The organism is Paenibacillus sp. FSL H8-0537 (genome assembly GCF_038051995.1).
GTDB lineage: Bacteria > Bacillota > Bacilli > Paenibacillales > Paenibacillaceae > Pristimantibacillus.
The window spans coordinates 220,181-241,936 of the sequence record NZ_CP150290.1; the positions used below are offsets into that span (position 1 = coordinate 220,181).

Annotated in this window: 19 protein-coding genes; 6 read left to right on the top strand and 13 right to left on the bottom strand. The window is 48.2% G+C overall.

What is annotated here, in order from left to right; genetic code table 11:
* Positions 1–17: 17 nt before the first annotated feature.
* Together MHB80_RS00955 and MHB80_RS00960 are read right to left on the bottom strand one after the other, a co-directional pair.
* Entirely contained in the window at positions 18–353 is a 336-nt protein-coding gene (locus tag MHB80_RS00955) for a hypothetical protein (RefSeq protein WP_341280428.1), read from the bottom strand.
* Between the two features lie 17 nt (positions 354–370).
* Positions 371–922, bottom strand: coding sequence for a nucleotidyl transferase AbiEii/AbiGii toxin family protein (locus MHB80_RS00960; RefSeq protein ID WP_341280429.1), 552 nt, complete (start codon positions 920–922; stop codon positions 371–373).
* 267 nt (positions 923–1,189) lie between these two features.
* Here MHB80_RS00960 and MHB80_RS00965 point away from each other — a divergent pair, with 267 nt between their 5' ends.
* Genes MHB80_RS00965 through MHB80_RS00980 form a run of 4 tightly spaced genes read left to right on the top strand, consistent with a single transcriptional unit; the run spans position 1,190 to position 4,173 of the window.
* The gene (locus tag MHB80_RS00965; RefSeq protein WP_341280430.1) at positions 1,190–1,684 is read left to right on the top strand and encodes a sigma-70 family RNA polymerase sigma factor; all 495 of its coding nucleotides are present in this window, start codon (positions 1,190–1,192) and stop codon (positions 1,682–1,684) included.
* A complete protein-coding gene (locus MHB80_RS00970; protein ID WP_341280431.1) occupies positions 1,681–2,316 on the top strand; it encodes a zf-HC2 domain-containing protein in 636 nt (211 codons plus the stop codon). The genes MHB80_RS00965 and MHB80_RS00970 overlap by 4 nt, the downstream gene beginning before the upstream one ends.
* 25 nt (positions 2,317–2,341) lie before the next feature.
* Positions 2,342–3,544, top strand: coding sequence for a hypothetical protein (locus tag MHB80_RS00975; RefSeq protein ID WP_341280432.1), 1,203 nt, complete (start codon positions 2,342–2,344; stop codon positions 3,542–3,544).
* Positions 3,541–4,173, top strand: a complete 633-nt coding sequence (locus MHB80_RS00980) for a hypothetical protein (protein ID WP_341280433.1) — start codon at positions 3,541–3,543, stop codon at positions 4,171–4,173. The genes MHB80_RS00975 and MHB80_RS00980 overlap by 4 nt, the downstream gene beginning before the upstream one ends.
* Before the next feature lie 76 nt (positions 4,174–4,249).
* Here the strand turns inward: MHB80_RS00980 and MHB80_RS00985 are convergent, their stop codons facing one another.
* The 4 genes from MHB80_RS00985 to MHB80_RS01000 all read right to left on the bottom strand — a co-directional run bounded on the left by MHB80_RS00985 (position 4,250) and on the right by MHB80_RS01000 (position 8,171).
* Entirely contained in the window at positions 4,250–5,041 is a 792-nt protein-coding gene (locus tag MHB80_RS00985; protein WP_341280434.1) for an alpha/beta hydrolase family protein, read from the bottom strand.
* Positions 5,042–5,068: 27 nt separating this feature from the next.
* Complete coding sequence (locus tag MHB80_RS00990; RefSeq protein WP_341280435.1) at positions 5,069–5,899, bottom strand: carbohydrate ABC transporter permease; 831 nt, start codon at positions 5,897–5,899, stop codon at positions 5,069–5,071.
* Positions 5,900–5,920: 21 nt separating this feature from the next.
* On the bottom strand, positions 5,921–6,808 hold the full coding sequence (locus MHB80_RS00995) for a sugar ABC transporter permease (protein ID WP_341280436.1): 888 nt from the start codon (positions 6,806–6,808) through the stop codon (positions 5,921–5,923).
* Between the two features lie 97 nt (positions 6,809–6,905).
* Positions 6,906–8,171, bottom strand: coding sequence for a sugar ABC transporter substrate-binding protein (locus MHB80_RS01000; protein ID WP_341280437.1), 1,266 nt, complete (start codon positions 8,169–8,171; stop codon positions 6,906–6,908).
* Between the two features lie 674 nt (positions 8,172–8,845).
* On the opposite strand from MHB80_RS01000, the gene MHB80_RS01005 reads away from it, so the two are divergent.
* Together MHB80_RS01005 and MHB80_RS01010 are read left to right on the top strand one after the other, a co-directional pair.
* Positions 8,846–12,208 carry a cellobiose phosphorylase gene (locus tag MHB80_RS01005; RefSeq protein ID WP_341282820.1) on the top strand — a complete coding sequence of 1,121 codons (3,363 nt, stop codon included), beginning with the start codon at positions 8,846–8,848 and terminating at the stop codon, positions 12,206–12,208.
* A 531-nt stretch (positions 12,209–12,739) separates the two neighbouring features.
* Positions 12,740–13,726: a LacI family DNA-binding transcriptional regulator gene (locus MHB80_RS01010; protein ID WP_341280438.1), complete on the top strand. Its 987-nt coding sequence runs from the start codon at positions 12,740–12,742 to the stop codon at positions 13,724–13,726.
* A gap of 44 nt (positions 13,727–13,770) precedes the next feature.
* Here the strand turns inward: MHB80_RS01010 and MHB80_RS01015 are convergent, their stop codons facing one another.
* The 7 genes from MHB80_RS01015 to MHB80_RS01045 all read right to left on the bottom strand — a co-directional run bounded on the left by MHB80_RS01015 (position 13,771) and on the right by MHB80_RS01045 (position 21,629).
* On the bottom strand, positions 13,771–14,508 hold the full coding sequence (locus MHB80_RS01015; protein ID WP_341280439.1) for a peptidylprolyl isomerase: 738 nt from the start codon (positions 14,506–14,508) through the stop codon (positions 13,771–13,773).
* Between the two features lie 171 nt (positions 14,509–14,679).
* Positions 14,680–15,003, bottom strand: coding sequence for a cytochrome o ubiquinol oxidase subunit IV (cyoD, locus tag MHB80_RS01020; protein ID WP_341280440.1), 324 nt, complete (start codon positions 15,001–15,003; stop codon positions 14,680–14,682).
* Position 15,004: 1 nt separating this feature from the next.
* Positions 15,005–15,637, bottom strand: a complete 633-nt coding sequence (gene cyoC, locus MHB80_RS01025) for a cytochrome o ubiquinol oxidase subunit III (RefSeq protein WP_338553968.1) — start codon at positions 15,635–15,637, stop codon at positions 15,005–15,007.
* Positions 15,637–17,610 carry a cbb3-type cytochrome c oxidase subunit I gene (locus MHB80_RS01030; protein WP_341280441.1) on the bottom strand — a complete coding sequence of 658 codons (1,974 nt, stop codon included), beginning with the start codon at positions 17,608–17,610 and terminating at the stop codon, positions 15,637–15,639. Before MHB80_RS01030 ends, cyoC begins: the two co-directional genes overlap by 1 nt.
* Positions 17,611–17,634: 24 nt before the next feature.
* The gene (gene cyoA, locus MHB80_RS01035) at positions 17,635–18,600 is read right to left on the bottom strand and encodes a ubiquinol oxidase subunit II (RefSeq protein ID WP_341282821.1); all 966 of its coding nucleotides are present in this window, start codon (positions 18,598–18,600) and stop codon (positions 17,635–17,637) included.
* A gap of 391 nt (positions 18,601–18,991) precedes the next feature.
* Entirely contained in the window at positions 18,992–19,261 is a 270-nt protein-coding gene (locus MHB80_RS01040) for a hypothetical protein (protein ID WP_341280442.1), read from the bottom strand.
* Between the two features lie 139 nt (positions 19,262–19,400).
* Complete coding sequence (locus tag MHB80_RS01045) at positions 19,401–21,629, bottom strand: PBP1A family penicillin-binding protein (protein WP_341280443.1); 2,229 nt, start codon at positions 21,627–21,629, stop codon at positions 19,401–19,403.
* Positions 21,630–21,756: the final 127 nt, after the last annotated feature.

Here is a 21,756-nt window from a genome sequence, read left to right on the forward strand (position 1 = left end):
TTCAAGCGGTTCTTAATTTATGCAGCAAGTATATGCAATTTGTTTTTATACAACAGATCTACTACATAGTTGAAGTAAAAATCAAACCCTTTGAATTCTGAGCCTACAACACTATCTCTTAGTTTGTTTTCATCTTGCTTATGAAACTCAAGTGTATCTGGAATTTTGGCTATTAGTGCAATGGGGACGTTTTTAGCTTGGAAGCATGCTTTTAAATGGCGTATAGTATCTGGATGGTTAAAATCGATATGTACTAATGAACTTTCTAATACCGTGTAGATATCAAAAAAATCTCTAGGTCGTGCTTTTCCGAAATTCTCTTCTTTTCCAATACTAACATTATATTCGGCCATCTGTTGGCACACTGCTCTTATTTTTCTAAAACAATAAGGGTTGGCGTATAAATAGGGACGATATATCCGTCAAGCTCTGCCATTGTAATATCCCCTAGATATTCATGCATTCCAAAATCTATTGTTATATTTTTCTTTGTATCACTCACTGAAATTGATTTATTTGTCAACCAAATAGGCTCATTCTTATGCGCTTCAAATTTATCATTTTCAATGACCTTGAAATTGGCTTCATATCCTGCCCAGAAATAGGGGGTTTTTGGAGTTCTCGTTTTAGGCTTGGATATCATTTTAACGTCGAATACTTTATAACCATTATCAAAAAAGGTTCTGGAAAGTACAAATTCAAGGCGTTGGCGTACTTCTTCTAGGTTGGTAAGGCCAATGCTTTCAAAATCCTGAGACATAGAAAAATCTAAATCAATTGAAGCGCGGGAGTTCATGCCATATCCAATATCTAAGGCATTTCCACCCTTTAAGACTAGAGTATCAAGGAGATCATCATCTGAGAAAAGAGCGATAATAGTCAAAGTTCTAAAACGTCGTAATTCTTCCAAAGATAAGGCCACTAGCAAATCCCTCAACTTCCTGATATTAGACATATATCTACATTTTCTCACATATAATAGCACTTTGTGAAGACTCTTCTAGCGGTTTCTTCTAATGAAAATTACATTGTTAATTACACTAGTAGCACAACAATCTTTTTTTAATAAGGTGCAGGGGATAGCCGAGGTTCCGGCGTCTATTATAACGGGAAGGGGGAGAGCAAGATTCAAGATGAAGCATGGTTAATAGCGCTCCGCGACGGCGGGCCTGCGGAATTCCAGTCATTCGTGCAGGAATATGGCGCTCATATATATAAAACGGTTTATGCTGTGCTTCATTCGCCGCATGATGCGGAGGATGTTACCCAGGAAGTGCTGCTGCAAATTCACCGCTCTCTCCCCGAGTGCAGGCTGGAAGGCTTTAAAACCTGGGTGACCCGCATTGCTGTAAACCGTGCGATTGATTGGAAGCGGAGCAAGGCACGCAAGCCGGAAGAACTGAGCGAATATGTGGACAATCTGGGACCGGACACCGATGGGCAAGGAACTGCGATGCCCGCGGAGCGCGCTGCGATCGAGCGCGAGGAAAAACGCTACATACGAGAACAGGTCGAGCAGCTCCCGGACAATTATCGCGAAGTCGTAAACGCCTATTATATAGAACAGAAATCATATGAGGAAATTTCGTCCTCAACCGGACTGGAGCGCAAAAGCGTAGAATCGCGCCTGTACCGGGCAAGAAACTGGATCAAGCGGCACTGGAGAAGGGAGGACTTTGAATGAGTCAACATGAGGAGCACAAGCATGGCGAGAGTTCGAGGACGAAACAGCAGGGCAAGCATGTGAATCATGTGGAGGCCTCCCTTCTGGAGCAATATGTGGCGAATTTGCTATCCGAGCCGGAACGCGAGCAGATCGAGCGGCAGCTTGCTGGCTGTGACGAATGCTTAGAGCGATTTATGCTCGTATTGGAGGCGGACATGGCGGGGAGCGCCCGTATGTCTGAGCCACATATAGCTGGAGCCAGTCCGTTAAAGCAGGCGATTGAGCTCCCGGATTTTGAACAGATGGGCAGTAGGCTCAGCAGGCAACTGTTCGGACCATCTGAATCAGAAAAACAGCAGCTGTCCATGCCGGGTCCGTTCCTTCAGGAGAAATCATACCGCCGCAAATCCTGGCTCCAGCATCCGGCAACCCATTATACCGCTGCGGCGGTCATTACCCTGCTGCTGCTCGGTACAGGCGTACTGAACAACATTTCACAGGAGCTTGAAAAAATAGACCATAGCAGACTGCAGCATAAAGAGGAGCAGCTCATCCGAGACAAGGAGCAGCGCGAGCCCTCCTGGTCGCAGCAAATGATGAATCGCACTTCCCACTGGCTGGACGGCATCGCCTCCAAACGGTTTAAATAACGAATGATGAAGGAGAGATTAAGGAATGAATAGGGAGAAAAAGCCCATCGTTGCGCTGCTGCTGTCCATGCTGCCGGGCTTCGGCCATGCTTATATGGGGCGTCCGATAAGATTTGTACTTTATGCAGCAGGAGGGTTTGGTCCGCTCGCGATTTTGATTATGATTTCAATCGTAAACTATATTGAAGATGACACGGGCTTTATTCTGTGCTTGATTTCGTTTCTATTCTGGGGCATCAATATGCTTGATATGATTGTAACGCTCATTGGCAGGCGGCAGCCGTATCCGAATGAAGCTGCTTATGGTGCAGGAGCGCCTCCAAGTCCAGATCAGATGTACAACAGCATGCCGCCGGGAGCGATGCACGCACAAGCAGACCTCTTAACCTACAGCGAGCAGAAAGAGCGCACGAATACGCTGCTCCTGTCCATCATTCCTGGCTTGGGCCATATGGCGCTAGGGCTGATGCAGCGGGGCATTGCGTTCCTCATTGCATCTATCGGCTTGTTCGCAGTTGTTATTTTTATATCGATGGTGACGGGGACGGAAGAGTTTCTTATTTTCCTGCTAGGCGTGCCAGTCATCTGGATTTACAGTATTTTTGATGCTTCACAGCAGCTGCAGCGCAAAAAACGGGGCGAGCCCTTGGAAGATCGACCGTTTTTCGAAGAGCTGGAGGAGTACATGAACAAGGGGCGCAAAAATAAAGCGCTCGCTGCAACGCTGTCGCTCTTTCCTGGCGCAGGGCATCTATATCTCGGGCTTCAAACACGCGGCCTGCAAATTATGGCTGGCTTTCTCGCCTCCGTCTACTTAATGGATGCGCTGCGGCTGTCGATGTTTCTATTCTTGATGCCGTTATTCTGGTTTTTCGCTTTCTTCGATGTCATGCGGCAGCTGTCGAGTGAACCACAGGAAGGCTTAAAGGATCAAGCGATTATTACGCAGTTTGCTCCTTATCAGCGCTGGATCGGCATCGCTCTGCTGCTGATCGGGCTGTATTTTATGGGTGATCGTGTTCTGGCCGAATACGCTGCGAATTATATTCCAAGATGGTATGCCCAGTATCAAAATATAAAATATAATTTGCCGACCGCGCTGGTAGCCTTTGTCATGATTGCTGCTGGCCTGCGCATGGCATTTGGCAGAGGGTTTCAACGAAACAAAGGGCTTCCCCCTAAGGATTGGAAACAGGCGGAATCGCTGCGGAAGGGGAAGAGCGAATGAAGCAGTGGCGTGTAGGCACGCTTTCGATGGGCGTTACCTTATTATTGATGGGGGTCGCTGTAGCGGTCTCCATCTGGAGCGGGACAGGGGCATACAATATGCTGCTATGGGTGGCGCCGCTTGTTTTTATTTTGCTCGGTGCGGAAGTTTTATTGTACATTTGGTTTGCGGGAAGCGAGCGGACGACGCTGCGTTACGATTGGATCAGCCTATTTATCGTTGGAATGATCGGGAGCTTCAGCCTTGCGATGGCGGGGCTGATCTCTACGGGGATATTGGACGAGCTTAGAGGGACGATGCGCCAAATGGAGCGGACGGCACTTATTGAGTCGGCGCCGATCTCGGTGCCGGAGAAGATCGATAAAATCGTCGTACAAGCGCTCCGTCCAGTAAGTGTGGATCAGGTGGATGGAGGAAAGGTGCAATTGCTGGGGCAGGTGCAGTACTGGGCTGCTGAGCCGATTGACACTTCGGAGCAGCTGGTTAGCACAAGCGTAATAGGAACGGTCATGTATGTCATGGTCGGCGAATTTGAGCGGCATAATGGTCCGCTTCAGTCGAATATGTATAACGCTCAAATGACGCTGGTATTGCCAAAGTCGATTAAAATAGAGCAACGCGGGTTTTAAGAACTCATCTGACTATATAAAAGAACCTTAAAAGCGCCTGCCCCGATTGTTGTCGGGAGCAGGCGCTTTTAAGGTTCTAGCGGGAAAGCGGCAGCCAGTCAAGGACGCGCTGGATATTGCGATCCCAGTAGCCCCACTCATGCATGCCCGGCTCCTCGTCATAGGTGAGAGTCAGCCCGTAGTCCTCCATCGCTGCCTTGAAGCGAAGATTATCCTCATACAGAAAATCTTCTGTCCCGCAGCATTGATAAAACTTCGGCTGTTGTTCAGGGGCAAGCGCAGCTGCAGAGGCTAAAAGGTTAAATAGATTGCTAGGCCCGGCTTCGAGCTTCTCCATACTGCCGTACAATCGTCCAAACTCGCCTTCATCCGTATAAGAGAAGTCCGGGTGCTGGAGACGGCTCGCAACATCAAGCGCGCCAGAAAGGCTTGCCGCAGCGGCAAAGCGCTCAGGATGATGCAGTCCCAGCTTGAACGCGCCGTAGCCGCCCATCGAGAGGCCGGCGACAAAGTTGTCTTCCCTGCGGGCTGACAGCGGGAAGAAGGAGCGGGCCACCAGCGGCAGCTCCTCGCTTACAAAGCTCCAGTAGCGTCCGCCCTGCTCCATATCGGCATAGAAGCTGCGATGCACGCCAGGCATGACGACAGCGATTCCTTTGCTGGAAGCATAACGTTCAATACAGGTATAGCGCGTCCAAGCGGTATGGTCATCGGATAGCCCATGCAGCAAATACAGCACCGGATATTTGTAATCCGTTTCTGCCTGGCGGGTAGAAAGGTCAGCTAAGGACGGCTGTGGCAAAATAACCGACATGCCGGTCGAGAAGCCAAGCTTTTCCGAGAAAAAATCACATTGAAACAAGGCCATTGCGATGGAACCTCCTTGACCCAGCGTTTATTTAATGCCGGAAATCGAATAATTCTCAATAATTTGCTTCTGGAAGAAAATAAAGACGATGACAACCGGCAGCACCATGAACGTGGAGCCTGCCATTTGCAAAGCATAGTTGCTGCCATGCTCGCCCTTGAGCAAAGCGAGTCCGACGGACAGCGTGTACAGCTTCTCGTCATTGGCAATAATAAGCGGCCACAGGAAGCTGTTCCAGCCGCCGATAAACGTCAGAATGCCTTGAATGGCCAGAATAGCTTTAGAGATCGGAAGCACGATTTGGAAGAAGGTGCGAATTTCGCTTGCTCCGTCCAAGCGAGTTGCTTCCAGCAGCTCGTCGGGAATCGTGGACATAAATTGGCGGAATAGAAAAATGCCGAATGCGCCAACAAAGCCTGGAAGCACGATACCTACCATCGTATTCGTTAGATGCATTTCATTAAGCAGCAGGTAGACAGGAATCATCGTTACCTGGCCGGGAATCATCATCGTTGCGAGTACGAGATAGAACAGCTTATCTTTGCCTTTGAACTTGAACTTGGCGAAAGCATAACCAGCCATCGCATTTAGGAACAAGCCGATAAAGGAGAAAAAGACAATCAGCAGCGTGTTGCTCAAATACGTGCCAAAATGCATATTGACGAACAAATTGCTGAAGTTTTCGAACGTAATATTTTTCGGCCATAGGGTTGGAGGCAGCTGCTTGACCTCGCTCTCTGTCTTGAATGCCGACATAATCATCCATGCGAACGGAAGCATCATTACTATCCCGCCGCCAGTCAGCAAAATGCCGAGCAGCCATTGAAGGGCTGTGCCTTTTTTTGTTTTCAGTGCCATCTGTATTCCCCTCTCCTTTCTTTAAACGTCTGTTTCCTTGTTCTGGAACTTGAATTGAATAAGCGTAATGATAATGATCGAAATAAATAGTATAAAGGATCCTGCCGCAGCATATCCGAATTTGCTGTATTGGAAGCCGTTGTTGTAAATGAACAAGGCTACGGACATCGTGCCGTTAAGCGGTCCGCCTTTAGTCATAATGAGCGGCTCTTCGAAAAATTGAATCCAGCCAATCATCGTGGTAATGGATACGAAGAAAATAGCATAACGCAACAGCGGAAGCGTAATCGTCCGCATTTGCTGCCAGCTGCTGGCTCCGTCAATTTGTGCAGCCTCGTAATAAGAGCGTGGTATGCCCTTGATAGCGGCAATAAAAATAAGCATATTCAGTCCGATCGCCCGCCATAAGGCAAGAATGATCAGCGAGATTTTAGCTATAATCGGGTGCTGGAGCCACTGGACATCGGGAAGATGCACAAGGTTCAGCAAATAGTTGAACAAGCCAAGCGATGGGTTGTACAAATAAGTCCATACGACCGCAACGGCAACGACGTTGGTCACGGACGGCAAATAATAAATGACGCGGAAAGTCGTAAATATTTTTGATCTGCCGAAGTTAATCAGCAGTGCAATCGCAAGCGACAAGGCGATAACCGAAGGAACGCCAATAATGACATAATAAAGCGTATTGGTAATCGCTTGTACAAATAACGGATCAGTCAATACGTCCAAGTAGTTTTGCATGCCTACAAATGAAATGTTGGAAAAATCGGCAAGGCCGGCGAGATCCATATCGGTGAAGCTGATGACGAGTGCAATAACGATAGGCAGCAGGGAGAACATAGCGAGCAAAATCAACGTTGGCGCTATAAAGAAATAAGGTGTTTTATTATTCAATATGCCTTTCATCGGCTAAGTCACATCCTTTAAATTTACGCTTTTGCGCAAATGGACAATAATAGGGATAACCGACAGCCCTATACAAAAGCAGCTGCCGGCTAAAAGATTATTTAATTAATTTCTCAGCTTCAACGTTCAAAGCATCCATTTGCGTCTGCACGTCAGCGTTAGCGCGATAAATTTGCTCAAAGCTGGCTACATATTTTTGTGAAATTTGATCATAAGCAGTAAGAGCTGGTGTTGCTTCAGCATGCTTAAGCTGCTCCCCAATGACTTGAAGGTTAGGATCAGCAGTCATAGAAGCATCTTGCCATACGCTTTGTACAGCTGGAAGCGCATCGGACAGCTCTTTCCATTTCAACTGAACTTCTGGCTTGCTCATGTAGGCAATAAACTTCACTGCCGCTTCTTGATTTTTGCTGTATTTGAATACAGTCAGATCTGAGCCGCCGAGAATCGAGTTGTTGTTCACCGAACCGGATGGAAGAACAGCGGTTGCCCATTTACCCTCGATATCCGGCGCTTGCTCTTTAATCGGCTTGATCATCCAAGGTCCGCTGATGAACATCGGGATAACACCGTCGCCAGCAAAGCCTTGAACAGCATCAATGCCGAGATCTACAGGAGAAAGCTTCTCTTGATAGAAGCTGCCTACATATTTTACAGCGTCAACAAATTCCGGCTGATTGAACAAAGGTTTATTTTGCTCATCAAAAATCTTGGAACCGTTCTGGCGGGCAAACATAATGCCCAGAGTCGGCTCTCCTGGAACGAGGTCAATGCCGTATTTGCCTTCGCCGCGCGCAGTCAATTTCGTTGCCGCATCCTTCAGCTCATCCCAAGTAGCAGGCGCTTTGTCATAGCCTACTTCTTTCAGCAGGTCGGTGCGATAGAACAGGACGCGAGTTTCAGCATACCAAGGAATACCGTACGTTTTGCCGTCAAATTGCGTTGTTTTTACGATACCCTCGAAAAAGTTCTCAGGTTTAAATTCAGGATATTGGTCGATGTAAGGCGTCAAATCAAGCAAAGCGCCAGCATTTGCGAATTCCGGCATCCAGGAAGTACCCATTTGCAGCACGTCAGGACCGGATTTGGAAGCAACAGCTGTCAGCAGCTTGTCATGCGCCGAGCCCCAAGGGATAACCTGTACATCGACTTTAATGTTCGGATTGTCTGATTCGAATTGCTCGGAAATAGTTTTGAGCGTCTGTTCTTGGTCACCCATGCCCCAAACTTTAATGGTAACGGGCTGATCGCCAGTAGCAGCCTCGCCTGTTGTATTTGTATTATTGGATGTAGAGCACGCTGTCAAAATACCTGAAAGCAGCATTGTACTAATAAGTGCAGTTTTAACGGATTTATTAAACATGTCAATCTTCCTCTCTTTAAGAAGCTGTGATTTTAAGGTGCATTAGCTTAAGTAAATGATGACTCTATTGTTGCCGATTTATGCAATGGCGCTGGCAGTTAAGCAGCTGGCTTCCCTCTGAACATATGCCTTAAGCGACATGCCTCCTCTCCCATATTCCTGAAAAGCTCCCCTTAGTATATAAGCCTGATGAAACATAGAAACGTTTCGATTTTAGATTATACGCGAATGCATCAGGAGATGCTAGTAACCGTAGAAACGTTTCGATGTCATTATAAAACAGAATGTAATCGTATTCAACACATTTTTTTCAGCTATTGAAATTTGCTTCTGAAGCGTTAAAATGATAATAGAAACGTTTCACCTACTTGGAATTCGGGTAATGGAGGCAATTGACGGAAAGATGAAAACGTTCTATAATCCTTTTAGTTGTAAAATAGAAACGTTTCGATTGATTTCGGCAAATGCCGCCAATCTGCATCAACTTCGCGGGTATTAGCTGTTTATTATGCGTTTATTGATGAAAGCCTATGTATACAAATAAGCAAGCGTAAACGACTGAAGCCGTCCTCTGGCGGCAATGCTACCGTTTCGCGGTGAAATATAAGCTGATTATAAGGGTGAAACTTATAAATTCTTATATTTTAAAAAAGTCAGGAAAGTGAGTGATGACCATGACAGCAGCAAGCAGAAGCAGCTTTCAAGTAGAGGCCGGACAACTATCGTTCACCTTTCTCAGCAGCGGCGATCTTTATCAAATTACCCATAACGACACCATGATTAATCAACTTCTATCCAATGCGGTAGACGGTTCACTAAATAATATATATTTGCGTTTGCACCGTGAATCTGGCATTGTAGCCGTTCCTTTGCTTGGCGTGCGCTCGAATAGCCGTGTCTCCTATAGTGCAAGTCAAGTTGTGTGGGCGGGAGAAGCAGAAGGTGTTCGTTACCAGGTGCGTTTTCTACTATCGGAAGCAGGCGTATGGTTTTGGGATGTGTTGGTAGCCGGCAATGGCGAGATGGTCGATGTCATCTATGGTCAAGACATCGGTCTTGCTGACCAAGCCGCCGTTCGCAGCAATGAAGCTTATCAATCGCAATATATTGACCATTCCGTATTTGAGGATGAGCGGCGCGGTTATGTCGTTTGTTCCCGCCAAAATATGCCGCAGCGCGGAAGCTTCCCTTATTTGCAGCAAGGAGCATGGACAGGCGCAGCTGGCTATTCGACAGACGGCTTCCAATTCTATGGCCTAAGCTATAAGGAAACGGATATAGCTGAAGCATTAATGAAGCCATCGCTGGCCAATGAGGTTTACCAATATGAATTTGCCTACACGGCTCTGCAAGCGCCACTTGCCAAGCTGGACGGCGAGCTGAATGTTGTTTTTTACGGCTTATTTAAGGAAAATCATGCGGAGGCGGTAACCTCGCTAGCCTTTACGGCTGAAGTACAGCGAGCGTGGGAGCAGGTATCTGCTGCGCCTGCTTTACAATCGCAAGAGGCGAATCCGGTGCGCAAAGCGGCGGCTATTGGCTCTCCTTTGCAAACCGTATCGATGACGGCGGAAGAGATTAACGGCTTGTTCCCTGAGCGCTCGCAGGAGGAGTATGCGGGAGAGTCTCTGCTTTCTTTTTTCACTGCGGCCCATGAGCATGTTGTATTAAAGGAAAAAGAGCTGCTGGTCGAGCGTCCGCATGGCCATATTCTGATGACGGGCGGCAATGACCGCTTGAACACGCATGTTCTGACAACAACCTCTTATATGTACGGTCTGTTCAACTCGCAGCTGGTTGTAGGCAACACAACGTTCCACAAATGGGTGACGAATGCCCGCAATGCGCTGAATGTGCCGAAAACGTCGGGACAACGCATTTATGTAGAGCTGGATGGCGTATATCGTCTGCTTACGATGCCGTCGATGTTTGAAATGGGCTTTAACTTTGCAAAATGGTATTACAAAACGTCAGATGATCTCATCATCATTACGAATTATACAACTGTAGATACGCCAGAAGTTCGGATGCATGTCCGTTCGACAAGCGGAAGGAAGCACCGTTATCTGGTCACGAACCAAGTGTCCATGAATGATAATGAATATATTTTGCCGTATCATATGAGCGAGCATCAGGATGGTCTAGAATTTACGGCCGATTCGGCGGCACTAAGCTCAGCTGTATATTCGAAGCTTCGCTATCGGCTGCGTGTGGATGGAGCGGAAATGACCGTTGCGGATGAGCAAAAGCTCGTAACGGGAATGGAGTCAGGCGGCGCATCGCTGGTCGTTCTGGAGCTCGGGGCTAGCAGCGAGTGGTCATTAACCGTGCAAGGATTGCTGCAAGGTGAAGAGCTTCCAGCGAAATCCGCTAGCGTAGAGGATGCGGAAGCGCAGGCGCGGGCCTATCGTGCTTTTTACAAGCAGGTTATGAATGGGTTCCAGCTAACGCAAAAAGGCGGCAATACCGCTGAAGTGGACAAGTTTAATACGCTGGCATGGTGGTACACGCACAATATGCTCGTCCATTATTCGGTACCGCACGGCTTGGAGCAATATGGCGGCGCTGCTTGGGGAACGCGGGATGTTTGCCAAGGGCCGACTGAATATTTTATGGCGATGCAAAATTACGGTGCGGTTCGTGAAATATTGCTGACGGTCTTTTCCCATCAGTATGAGGAAGACGGCAATTGGCCGCAATGGTTTATGTTCGACAACTACGTGAACGTGCAGCAGGAAGAAAGCCATGGCGATATTATCGTATGGCCGCTCAAGGTGCTCAGCGACTATTTGACAGCGACGCAGGATTATTCTGTGCTGGAGGAGCAGATTCCTTATACGACGAAAAAAGGCTTTGCTTTCACGTCGCATACGGCATCGCTGCTTGAGCATGCGCAGAAGGAAATCGCCTATATTAAGGGGCATTTCCTGCATGACACCCATTTGTCCTCCTATGGCGATGGCGATTGGGATGACACACTTCAGCCTGCCAACGCCCAGCTTAAGCAGTATATGGTGAGCAGCTGGACAGTAGCGCTTACGTACCAGGTGTTTACGCATTTGTCAGCGGCGATGCAAGCGCACAATAGCGATTGGGCGGCAGAGCTTGGCACACTGAGCGAGGGCATTAAAGCAGACTTCAATCGTTACATGCTGCAAACCGATGTCATTCCTGGCTTCTTGTATATGGAGCAGCCAGAGCAAGCGGAGCTGATGCTGCATCCATCGGATGCGGTGACAGGCATACAATACCGCCTGCTTCCAATGACCCGCAGCATGATTGCCGAGCTGCTTACGGCTGAGCAGGCCGAGGCGCATTATGACCTCATTAAGCGAGAGTTATATTGTCCGGATGGCGTGCGGCTGATGAACCGTCCAGCGAAATATACCGGCGGTGTAAGCACGCATTTCAAGCGTGCTGAGCAGGCGGCGAACTTTGGGCGCGAGGTAGGGCTGCAATATGTACATGCCCATATCCGCTATGTAGAAGCGATGGCTAAGCTCGGTAAGGTAGATGAAGCATGGAATGGACTTGCGATCATTAACCCGGTCGGCTTGAAGGACGCTGTCCCTAATGCGGAGCTTCGCCAAAGCAATTCCTATTTCAGCAGCTCGGACGGCAAGTTTAATACGCGTTACGAGGCGCAGGAGCGTTTTGCCCAGCTGCGTGACGGCTCTGCTCCGGTTAAAGGCGGCTGGAGAATTTATTCCAGCGGGCCGGGAATTTATATGAACCAGCTCGTAGCCAATGTGCTTGGTATTCGCCAAGTGCAAGGCAAGCTGATTGTTGATCCGGTGCTGCCGCAGTCGCTCAATGGCCTGCGATTCGATTTCGAATATCAGGGCATTCCAGTTACCTTCGTCTACCATTTGCAGGGCGATGGCAATGCGACCGTGAAAAGCGTGAAAATAAATGGAAATGAAATGGAAGCTGAATTCGGCTCCAATCGTTATCGTACAGGCGGAATCGAAATTTCTCCGCAGCTGTTGAAGCAGGATCAGTCTGGCGAAAAAACGATTATCGACATTTTCATGTAAGGAATGGTGTACGGCGATTCGTTTTGGATCGCCGTATGCACATAAGGCGATCCAACTTTAGTCTGTTATGATATAGTTAATTAATCAGGAATAATTTAAAATATAAGTGTTTATAAGTTTATATGCCTTTAATAGGCTTTTATATGTTTTAGGCTTACATTTCTCCGCGAAACGAGCTTTGCTACCATAGGTAGCTGCATCCGTTTACGCTTGAAATCTAAGAATAATAAGGGATAACTCTTATTATCAGGCTTACATTTCTACGCGAAACGAGCTTTGCTACCATAGGTAGCTACAGCCGTTTACGCTTGAAATCTAAGAATAATAAGGTGTAACTCTTATTATCAGGCTTACATTTCTACGCGAAACGAGCTTTGCTACCATAGGTAGCTACAGCCGTTTACGCTTGAAATCTAAGAATAATAAGGGGTAACTCTTATTATCAGGCTTACATTTCTACGCGAAACGAGCTTTGCTACTATAGGTAGCTACAGCCGTTTACGCTTGAAGTAACAGATTGGAGAGAGTGCAGTGGTCAGTATTAAAGATATCGCTAAGAGGGCTGGTGTCTCGATATCGACGGTTTCCTACGCGCTGAATGGCAGCCCAAAGGTGACATCGGAGACATGCGCCAAAATTTTAGCTATAGCCAAAGAGTTGAACTACGTGCCGAACGCAGCTGCCCGAACGCTTAAGACGCGTGAGACTAAAATTATTGGCGTATATTTGACCGACTTCAGTGGGGCCTTTTACGGGGATTTGCTGCAAGGGGTGAATGAAATGCTGCACCGCAAAGGCTATGATACGATCGTATGCAGCGGCAAACGTTCGCATCGCATGCTTCCTGAGCGGATGATTGATGGGGCAATTGTGCTCGATGCCACGTTCGATAGCGATGAGCTGCTGCGCTATGCGGCGCTGGGACATAAAGTAGTCGTGCTCGACCGCGAGCTGAACCACCCGAACATCAATCAGGTGCTGCTTGATAACAAGGCAGGAGCTACTCTTGCGATGGAGCATTTGCTGGATCGGGGCTTTCGCAAAATCTATGCCATTATGGGTCCGGATGAGTCCTATGATGCAGGTCAGCGGCTGCAGGCGGTCAAGCAGGCGGTGGAGCGCTGCGATGACTTAACGTTTAAAGCGATTGAAGGCAGCTTCCGCAAGGAATCCGGCGAGGAAGCGGCAAAAAAAATATTAGCTGAGTATACGGAGCCAGCTGCTGTTTTTTGTATGAACGATGAGATGGCGATTGGCGTACACAACTATGTATCCCAGACAGACTATGTCGTGGGGGAGCATATTCATATTATCGGTTTTGACAATGTGGAGCTGGCGTCGTATATGCAGCCAAAGCTGGCTACGATTGATTATTCCAAACATAAATGGGGAGCGCTTGCATCTGAGCAGCTGCTGAAAATCATAGCTGGAGAGCCGGTCGAGAACGAGCGAATTTATGTGACGCTGGTTGAAGGCGACTCTGTTGGGATAAATAAAGAGGCTAGCGCTGGGCGCTAGCCTCTTTCCTTGTTGCCATGCAGATCAAATGCAACTATCATATCCTACTTTGTTTGCTCCGGCTCCTCGAACGTCATGCCCTTCAAGTCGACGGTCACTTTCGTCATCGAAAGCGGCTCATTCGGGCGATCTTGGCTGTTCGTTGGTTGGTTGACGATTTCATCAACGGCATCCATGCCTTCAATGACGGCTCCGAAGGAAGCGTATTGGTTATCAAGCGTTGGCGCATCTGCTACCATAATGAAAAACTGTGAGCCGGCGGAATTTGGTTCACCCGTTCTCGCCATGGAGATTACGCCGCGCGTGTGCTTTAAATCATTTTGAAAGCCGTTTGATGTGAATTCCCCAGGAATGGAGTAGCCAGGACCGCCAGCTCCTGTTCCGTCCGGGTCGCCGCCTTGAATCATGAACCCTTGCATGACACGGTGAAAAATCAACCCGTCATAATAGCCCTTTTGGACAAGTGATATAAAATTGTTAACTGTATTCGGTGCAATCTCCGGGTACAGCTCAACTTTAATAGTGGTGTCATTGCTCATTTGAATCGTTACGAGCGGATGCTTGTCCGAATCAAGAAGATTGGCCGCCTGGTCTGGTGATGGCTCGGCCGATGCAGCGGGCGTGGAAGACGCGCTGGACGCGCTTGCTGCCGTTCCAGCGGCTCCTGAGCTGGAATTGCTGCCTGCATTGCTTCCTGCACCACAAGCGGATATAACAAGCATCATAGCTGCCATAAGCAGTAGCAGCGAAAAAGCTTTTTTAGTGCTTTTCTTTTTCAACATGTAAATGGTTCCTCCTAAAAATAATGTGGAGACGCAGCATTAGCTGCAGTCTGATCGGGTTAAAAGCTATTCCAAGTGTACTATAGCTGAATTGGAAAATAAAGCATAACAGCAAGAACCTCCGCCAGCGTCCAAGGAGCGCCAGCGGAGGTTCTTGCTGTTATGCGTAAGTTAACCTACTACGTTGTAGGCCATGATCCAGATGGAGCCTGCAACGATGGTGAGCAGGATGACGAGCCCGAATATGAGTGCCATCGTATTGTAACGCGGCTTTTCCTCGTCTCTTAAATGCATGAAGAATAACAATTGAACGACGAACTGCAAAGCGGCCATAATCAGAATGACGATTACCGTCAGCTGCTTGCTTAGCATACCGTTCATGACAATGACAATCGGGATAATGGTCAAAATAATCGACAATACAAACCCGATGACATAGGATTTCATGGAACCATGTGTTTCATGAGACGGGGAATGCGAGTTGTGGTTATCCATGCTACATCACCCCCATCAGATAGACGACCGTAAGGACGAAAATCCATACGACGTCCAAAAAGTGCCAGTACAAGCTAATAATATTAACCTTGCGCTGTGTAACTGGCGTAATGCCGCGACGGTACAGCTGAATCATCAGCGCCGTCATCCATACAATACCGACCGATACGTGAAGTCCGTGTGTACCGACGAGTGTGAAGAAGGCTGACCAGTAAGCGCTAGTGCCAATTGTTACGCCTTCGTGTACCAGCTCGATAAACTCGCTAACCTCCAAATAGATGAAGGCAAGACCGAGAACCGCAGTAACAGCGAGCCAACCAATGAGGCCCTTCTTATTGCCTTTGTGCATTTGAAGCACAGCGATACCGCTTGTGAAGCTACTTGTGAGCAAGATGAATGTCTCGGCGATAACGCCAGGCATCTTGAACATCTCGGCGGCCGTAGGACCGCCATCCGTGCTGAATCGAAGAACGACAAATGTTGCAAATAGCGTACCGAATAAAATAACGTCGGTAATCAGAAACATCCAGAAGCCGAATGTTTTGAGTGATTCATGTTCATGCTCATGGTGCTCGTCATGATGACCGTGGCCGCCATGGCCGTGCTTGTCATGACCGGTTACTGCTTGTGCCATTATTTTGTCCCTCCTAATGCGGCTTCCGTCCGCTCGATCTCATCTACAGGAATGTAGTAGTCGGTATCGTAGCTGAAGGAACGTGCCAGCATGCAAATGGCAATGCCGATTGCGCCAGGTATAATCATCCATTTCCAATCCCAGACGAACCCGAAGCCCATAACGAAGAAGGAAACGGATATCAAAAATGGAATGGCAGAGTTTTTCGGCATATGAATCGGTTCAAGTGGAGCAAGCGGCTTAGGCTTTCCGCCATTTGCCAGACGCTGCTTCTCTTCCCACCAAGCATCCTCGCTCTCTACAACCGGAACTCTTGCAAAGTTATAAAGCGGTGCAGGAGATGGAATCGACCATTCCAGCGTACGGCCATCCCATGAATCGCCGTTTGGCTCTTTTTTGTAAAACTTGATGCTGTGCGCGATTTGCCATACTTGGAACAGGAACGCCAGACCCATAATAAACGCGCCGACAGTGGAAACGACGTTAAGCGGCTGCCAGCCCATATCAAAGTTGTATTCGTTGAAACGACGGGTCATGCCCATCAGGCCAAGCGCGTACTGCGGCATGAAACAAACGTAGAAACCGATGTTCCACAGCCAGAATGCCCATTTTCCAAGGCCTTCATGCAGCTTGAATCCGAACATCTTCGGCCACCAGTAGTAAAGTCCGGCGAAGTAACCGAATACGACGCCCCCGATCAGCACTTGGTGGAAGTGGGCAATCAGGAAGTAACTGTTGTGGAACTGGAAGTCAGCAGGGGCGACGGAAAGCATAACCCCAGTCATACCGCCGACGACAAAGCAAGGAATAAACGCGATCGTCCAAAGCATTGGCGTTGGGAACGTCAGCTTGCCTCGGAACATCGTAAACAGCCAGTTAAATACTTTAACGCCTGTAGGAATCGCAATAAGCATCGTCGTTATGGCAAAAAAGGCATTGACGTTCGCGCCGGAGCCCATGGTGAAGAAGTGATGCGCCCATGTAAAGAACGAGAAGAAGCTGATCGACATGAGGGCGAATACCATGGATTTGTAGCCAAACAGCTTTTTCTTCGAGAAAGCCGAAACGATTTCAGAGAAAATACCGAATGCTGGCAAAATAACGATATAAACTTCGGGATGTCCCCACATCCAGATGAGGTTGATGTACATCATCGGATTACCGCCGCCATCGAGCGTAAAGAAGTGAGCGCCGAAGTAACGGTCAATGAACAGCAGGAACAGTGTAACGGTCAAGATTGGGAAAGCGAACATAATCGTAATACATGATGAAAGGACGGACCAGACAAACATCGGCATTTTCATCAGCTTCATGCCTGGTGCGCGCATTTTCAAAATCGTTACGACAAAGTTAATGCCGGTGGCCAAGGAGCCGATACCGGAAATCTGAATGCCCCAAATATAGAAATCCTGTCCTAGACCTGGGCTTCCTGACAGCTCAGAGAGCGGTGGATAGGCCAGCCAGCCTGCATCCGGCGAACCGCCGATAACGAAGGAAACGTTAAACAGCATGGCGCCAAAGAAAAACATCCAAAAGCTGAGCGAGTTCAGGAATGGATAGGCGACGTCGCGCGCGCCGATTTGCAGCGGCACAACGATATTGAATAAGCCGAACATAAGCGGCATCGCCATAAATAAAATCATAATGACGCCGTGCGTTGTAAAGATCGCATTATAGTGATCGGCGTGGAGGAACTCTACCTGCGGTACTGCGAGCTGCACCCGCATCAGCAGGGCATCGACACCACCACGGAAAAGCATGAGAATCGACGCGATAATATACATAATCCCGATCCGTTTATGATCGACGGTGGTCAGCCATTCCGTCCATAGCCAGCGCCATTTTTTGAAATACGACAAGGCGAATACGACAGCAACCATGGACAAGCCGATGGATACCTGTGCTCCAAGAATGAGCGGGTCGCCAGTGATGAAAAAATCATTGAGCAAGAAATCGATTAGATTCTGAAACATGCGGCGTCTCCTTTCGTCTTGTGTTTAATGTGAATGCTCGTTCGTTGAAGATTCTTGGTCATGATTCATATCCATACCGTCCATATCTTTCATGTCCATATCACTCATATCCATATCCTCGTGACCCTTGCTTGAGTCTTCTTCTGTAGCTGCGGAGCCGCCATGATGATGGGCAGAGCCGCCTTCGCCAATATATTGCATCACGACTTTCTGGAACAGTCCCTCAGGGAAGGAGGAGAACGATTGTACAGTCTCGACGCTTGGCTCAGTAAGCTTCTCGAAGCCTTCTTGCGTCAGAGCGGGAGCAGTTGTTTTCACCTCTTGAACCCATGCCTTATAATCATCCTCGGAAGTTGCCTTCACATTAAAGGTCATTTGCGCAAAATGCTCCCCAGTGAAGTTGGCGCCCGAGCCATAATAATTGCCGATTTCATCTGCCTGCAGATAAAGGGTCATGGCCATGCCGGACATCGTATAAATTTGGCCGCCCAGCTGTGGAATCCAGAACGAATTCATCGCCGTATCAGAAGTCAGTCTGAATTGAATCGGAGTGCCCTCTGGTATTTGAAGATAGTTGACTGTAGATATGCCCTCTTCGGGGTAAGTGAACAGCCATTTCCAATCCAATGAGGTTACTTCAATCGTTACCGGTGCTTTAGCAGAAACAATTGGTTTGGATGGCTCCAGCTCGTACGTATACTTCACCGTCACGATCGCCAGAATAGCAATAATTACGATTGGAATGCTCCACCAAATAATCTCCAGCTTCGTGCTGTGATTCCAGTTAGGCTGGTAAGGAGCGTTGTTGCCCTTTTTGTCGCGATAGCGCCATACGATGAAGCCGGTCAAAATCAGAACAGGCACGACAATAACTAGACAGAGGATCGTCGAAAAATAAATCAAATCCTTCTGGCTTTCGCCGATCGGTCCTTTTGGATCGAGCACCAGATACTGCTCGCCGCAGCCAGAGAGAAGAACGGCCATCAGCATGATGAGCAGGGGTGTCAATACACGAATATAACGTCTCAAATGGTTCAACTCCTTGGATATACTCTTAGCCTTAACATTAGCAGAAGTTACGGAGAATAACTGCTGACTTAACAATTACGTCAACAATTCGTCTTTTTTTCGTAATAGAAAGTTCACTAGTTCGACAATTGTCATTCACTGGCTCTCAAAAAAACGTGACTTTATCTAAGATGAAGCGGCTGTCACCGTCCTTTGGTGGTTTGTGCGGGCTAAGGCTTGTCCTTTCACATGAATCCTATCGTCATAATTGTAGCTACATTAAATAGGTTGAAAAAAATAAAAAGCCCCACTGTCAATTCGACGGTGAGACTTTAAATTGTGTCTTCTCCATTGTGGTGCTGCTTCAATACGGTTACTTGTGCTCTTCAGCCTGCGCCCGTCTTGCATGAACAAGGCCAATTGCAGTGCCGATTGTGTAAATAAATACACTGCCGACCATAAATCCGAGCCCGACCATAAGCCATACGTTCTTGTCGCTGAAGTGGCTGAGATTTATTAAGCAAAGGACTACGCCTATAGAGAGAACGGTCCAAGCGATGATGGTCATTGCGGTTACCAAACGTTTCACACTAGCTGTAGTTGCTGATTTAACGTCGCTGATTGTTGCTGTTTTCGTTGTCATTATAAACACCCCGTTTACTTGTAAGTGCTTTCTTGCACTCATTATAACACACTTTATGCAATTTGTTCAAAGAAAATTCACGATTTGATCAAATTTTCGACAAAATTAGGTGAAGTAGCTTTACTTTTAGGTTTTTGTCTTAGTCGTGCTGCCACCAGCGCTTCAAATCATTCCACCATGGTTTTCGTTCTTTGGCTGTTTTGCTCTCATCTGTTCCTTGGACGGAGGAGTTGCTGGGATCTTCTGAAGCTTCACCACATACTTCAACAGGCTCAGTGCCTTTGACGAAATATTCGAGCTGTTTCCCCGAACAGGTGGCTTCTGCGACTTTGCCGCTAGCTGGATCGACGTAGACGCTGACGACATCTGCGGGTATTGGGAAAATTTTTGGCGGAACCGCTGATAGCGCCTGCTCCGTATAGGCTGCGAAAATCGGCGCTGCGTGGTGAGCTTCGGCCACGGTCAGCTTGCGGCCTTTATCAAAGCCTGTCCACACCGCTGTAGCAAGCTCTGGCGTATAGCCAACCAGCCAAGCATCATTAGCAGTCGTGCCCGTTTTGCCGGCAACGGGCCGTTTGATCATGGCTGCCACGCGATTTCCGGTGCCTCCGCTCTCGAAGACGCTTTCCATCAGGCTGGTCAATACGAACGCATTTGCAGGATCAACAATCTGCTGGGCCTGCTGCTTCGCTTCATATAAAACATGTCCGCTTCGATCCTCGATTCGCATGATGGCGATCGGCTCTACCCGCTTGCCTCCGTTCGCCAGCACGGCGAAAGCGGAAGCCATCTGGTAAGGGCTGACCGGGAAAGTGCCCAGAGCGAGTGAAGGCAGCGGGCTCATAGGGCTCGTAATGCCCAGCTTGCGCGCCGTCTCAATTACTTTGTCCGCACCAACCGTCATAATGGTATCTACAGCGTAAATGTTATCGGAGCTGGCAATCGCTTGCCGCATCGTAATAAAGTCATTGGTGTACTTGTCATTGTAATTGCTGGGCTTATATACTTTACGTCCCTCATCGTAGATGAAGGAAGTGGGCTCGCTCTTGAATCGTGAAGCAGGCGTTAAGAGGCCGCTTTGGAGCGCGGTCAAATAAACAATCGGCTTGAACGAAGAGCCGGGCTGGCGTGTATCGGCAAATACACGGTTAAATTGATTATTTTTGTAATCGCGCCCGCCAACCATCGCTTTAATGTAGCCATTGCGCGGATCGAGCGAGATGAGCGCTGCCTGCTGCCCTTCGCTGCCCGACAATTCCTTGTCGATGGCGGTTTCGGCAGCATTTTGCGCCACAGGATCAAGGGTTGTATAAATCGTAATGCCGCCCTCGTTCAGCAGCTGTTCGTTGATGCCAAGCTTGTCCACGGCCAAATACTTTACATAGTCGCGAAAATACGGCGCGAATCCGCTCTGGTTGCCGGCTCCAAGAGGCTGAAATTGCAGCAGCTCTTCATAAGCCTTACCCGCGTCCGACCTCGAAATCACGCCATCCTCCGCCATAATGGACAAAATGGTAAGCTGCCTGTCCTTGGCGTTTTTCATATCCATGTACGGGGAATAATATTTGGGTCCCTTCGGAATGCCCGCCAGCATGGCGCTTTCGGCGAGCGTCAATTCCGATGCTTTCTTATTAAAATAGAGCGAAGCTGCCGCCTCAATGCCATAAGCGCCATGGCCGTAATAAATTTGGTTCAAATAAAGGCTCAAAATTTCATCCTTGGAATAATGCATCTCCAGCTGCATGGTGTAGATCGCTTCCTTGAATTTGCGCTGCCACGTTTTCTCATGCGTCAAATACAAATTGCGGGCGAGCTGCTGCGTCAGGGTGCTGGCCCCTTGCTTGGCTGATAACGAAACGGTATTTGCTACAATGGCGCGCCCCAGTCCTTTAAGGTCGAAGCCAGGGTGGTCATAGAAGCGCCTGTCTTCAATAGCGATGGTCGCCTTCACTAGATTGGGGGAAATTTGATCAAGCGGAACCGAACGGCGATTTTCGCCAGTATGGAATGTATCGATAACCTGACCATGCAGGTCGAGCATTTGAGAGGTTTGGCTAATGGATGCTGCGGGCAGCGACTGCATGCTTAAATACAGTAGAGCGCCGACAAGGCAGGCGGTCAGCAGCAGAAACAGCGCGGCGATTCGCCCCGCCCATTTTTTAAATCGATGAAAGGCCGTAAGCTGCTGGACCATGCCAGAGGTTTGCTGCCGGGATGATGCGAGCTGTGCGGATGCTTGGGCCGCTTGTGGACGCCTAATTCGGTTCTTGCTTGGCCGCTGATGGAGTCTAGGGAAAAACCGCTCAGAAAACGCGGAAAGCTTTCGTCTTAAGGACGGCTTGACGGGCTTGATTTTGTGCTTGTTCATGGAGCGTGCTCCCTTCGGATGAACGATCATTCCTCTTTAGTATGGAAAAAGCAGGGAGGCTATATTCATCTTATGTTAGCGGAGTGTTAATTTTTTGGGCAGATATGGTGTAAAAGGTTGCTTTTTG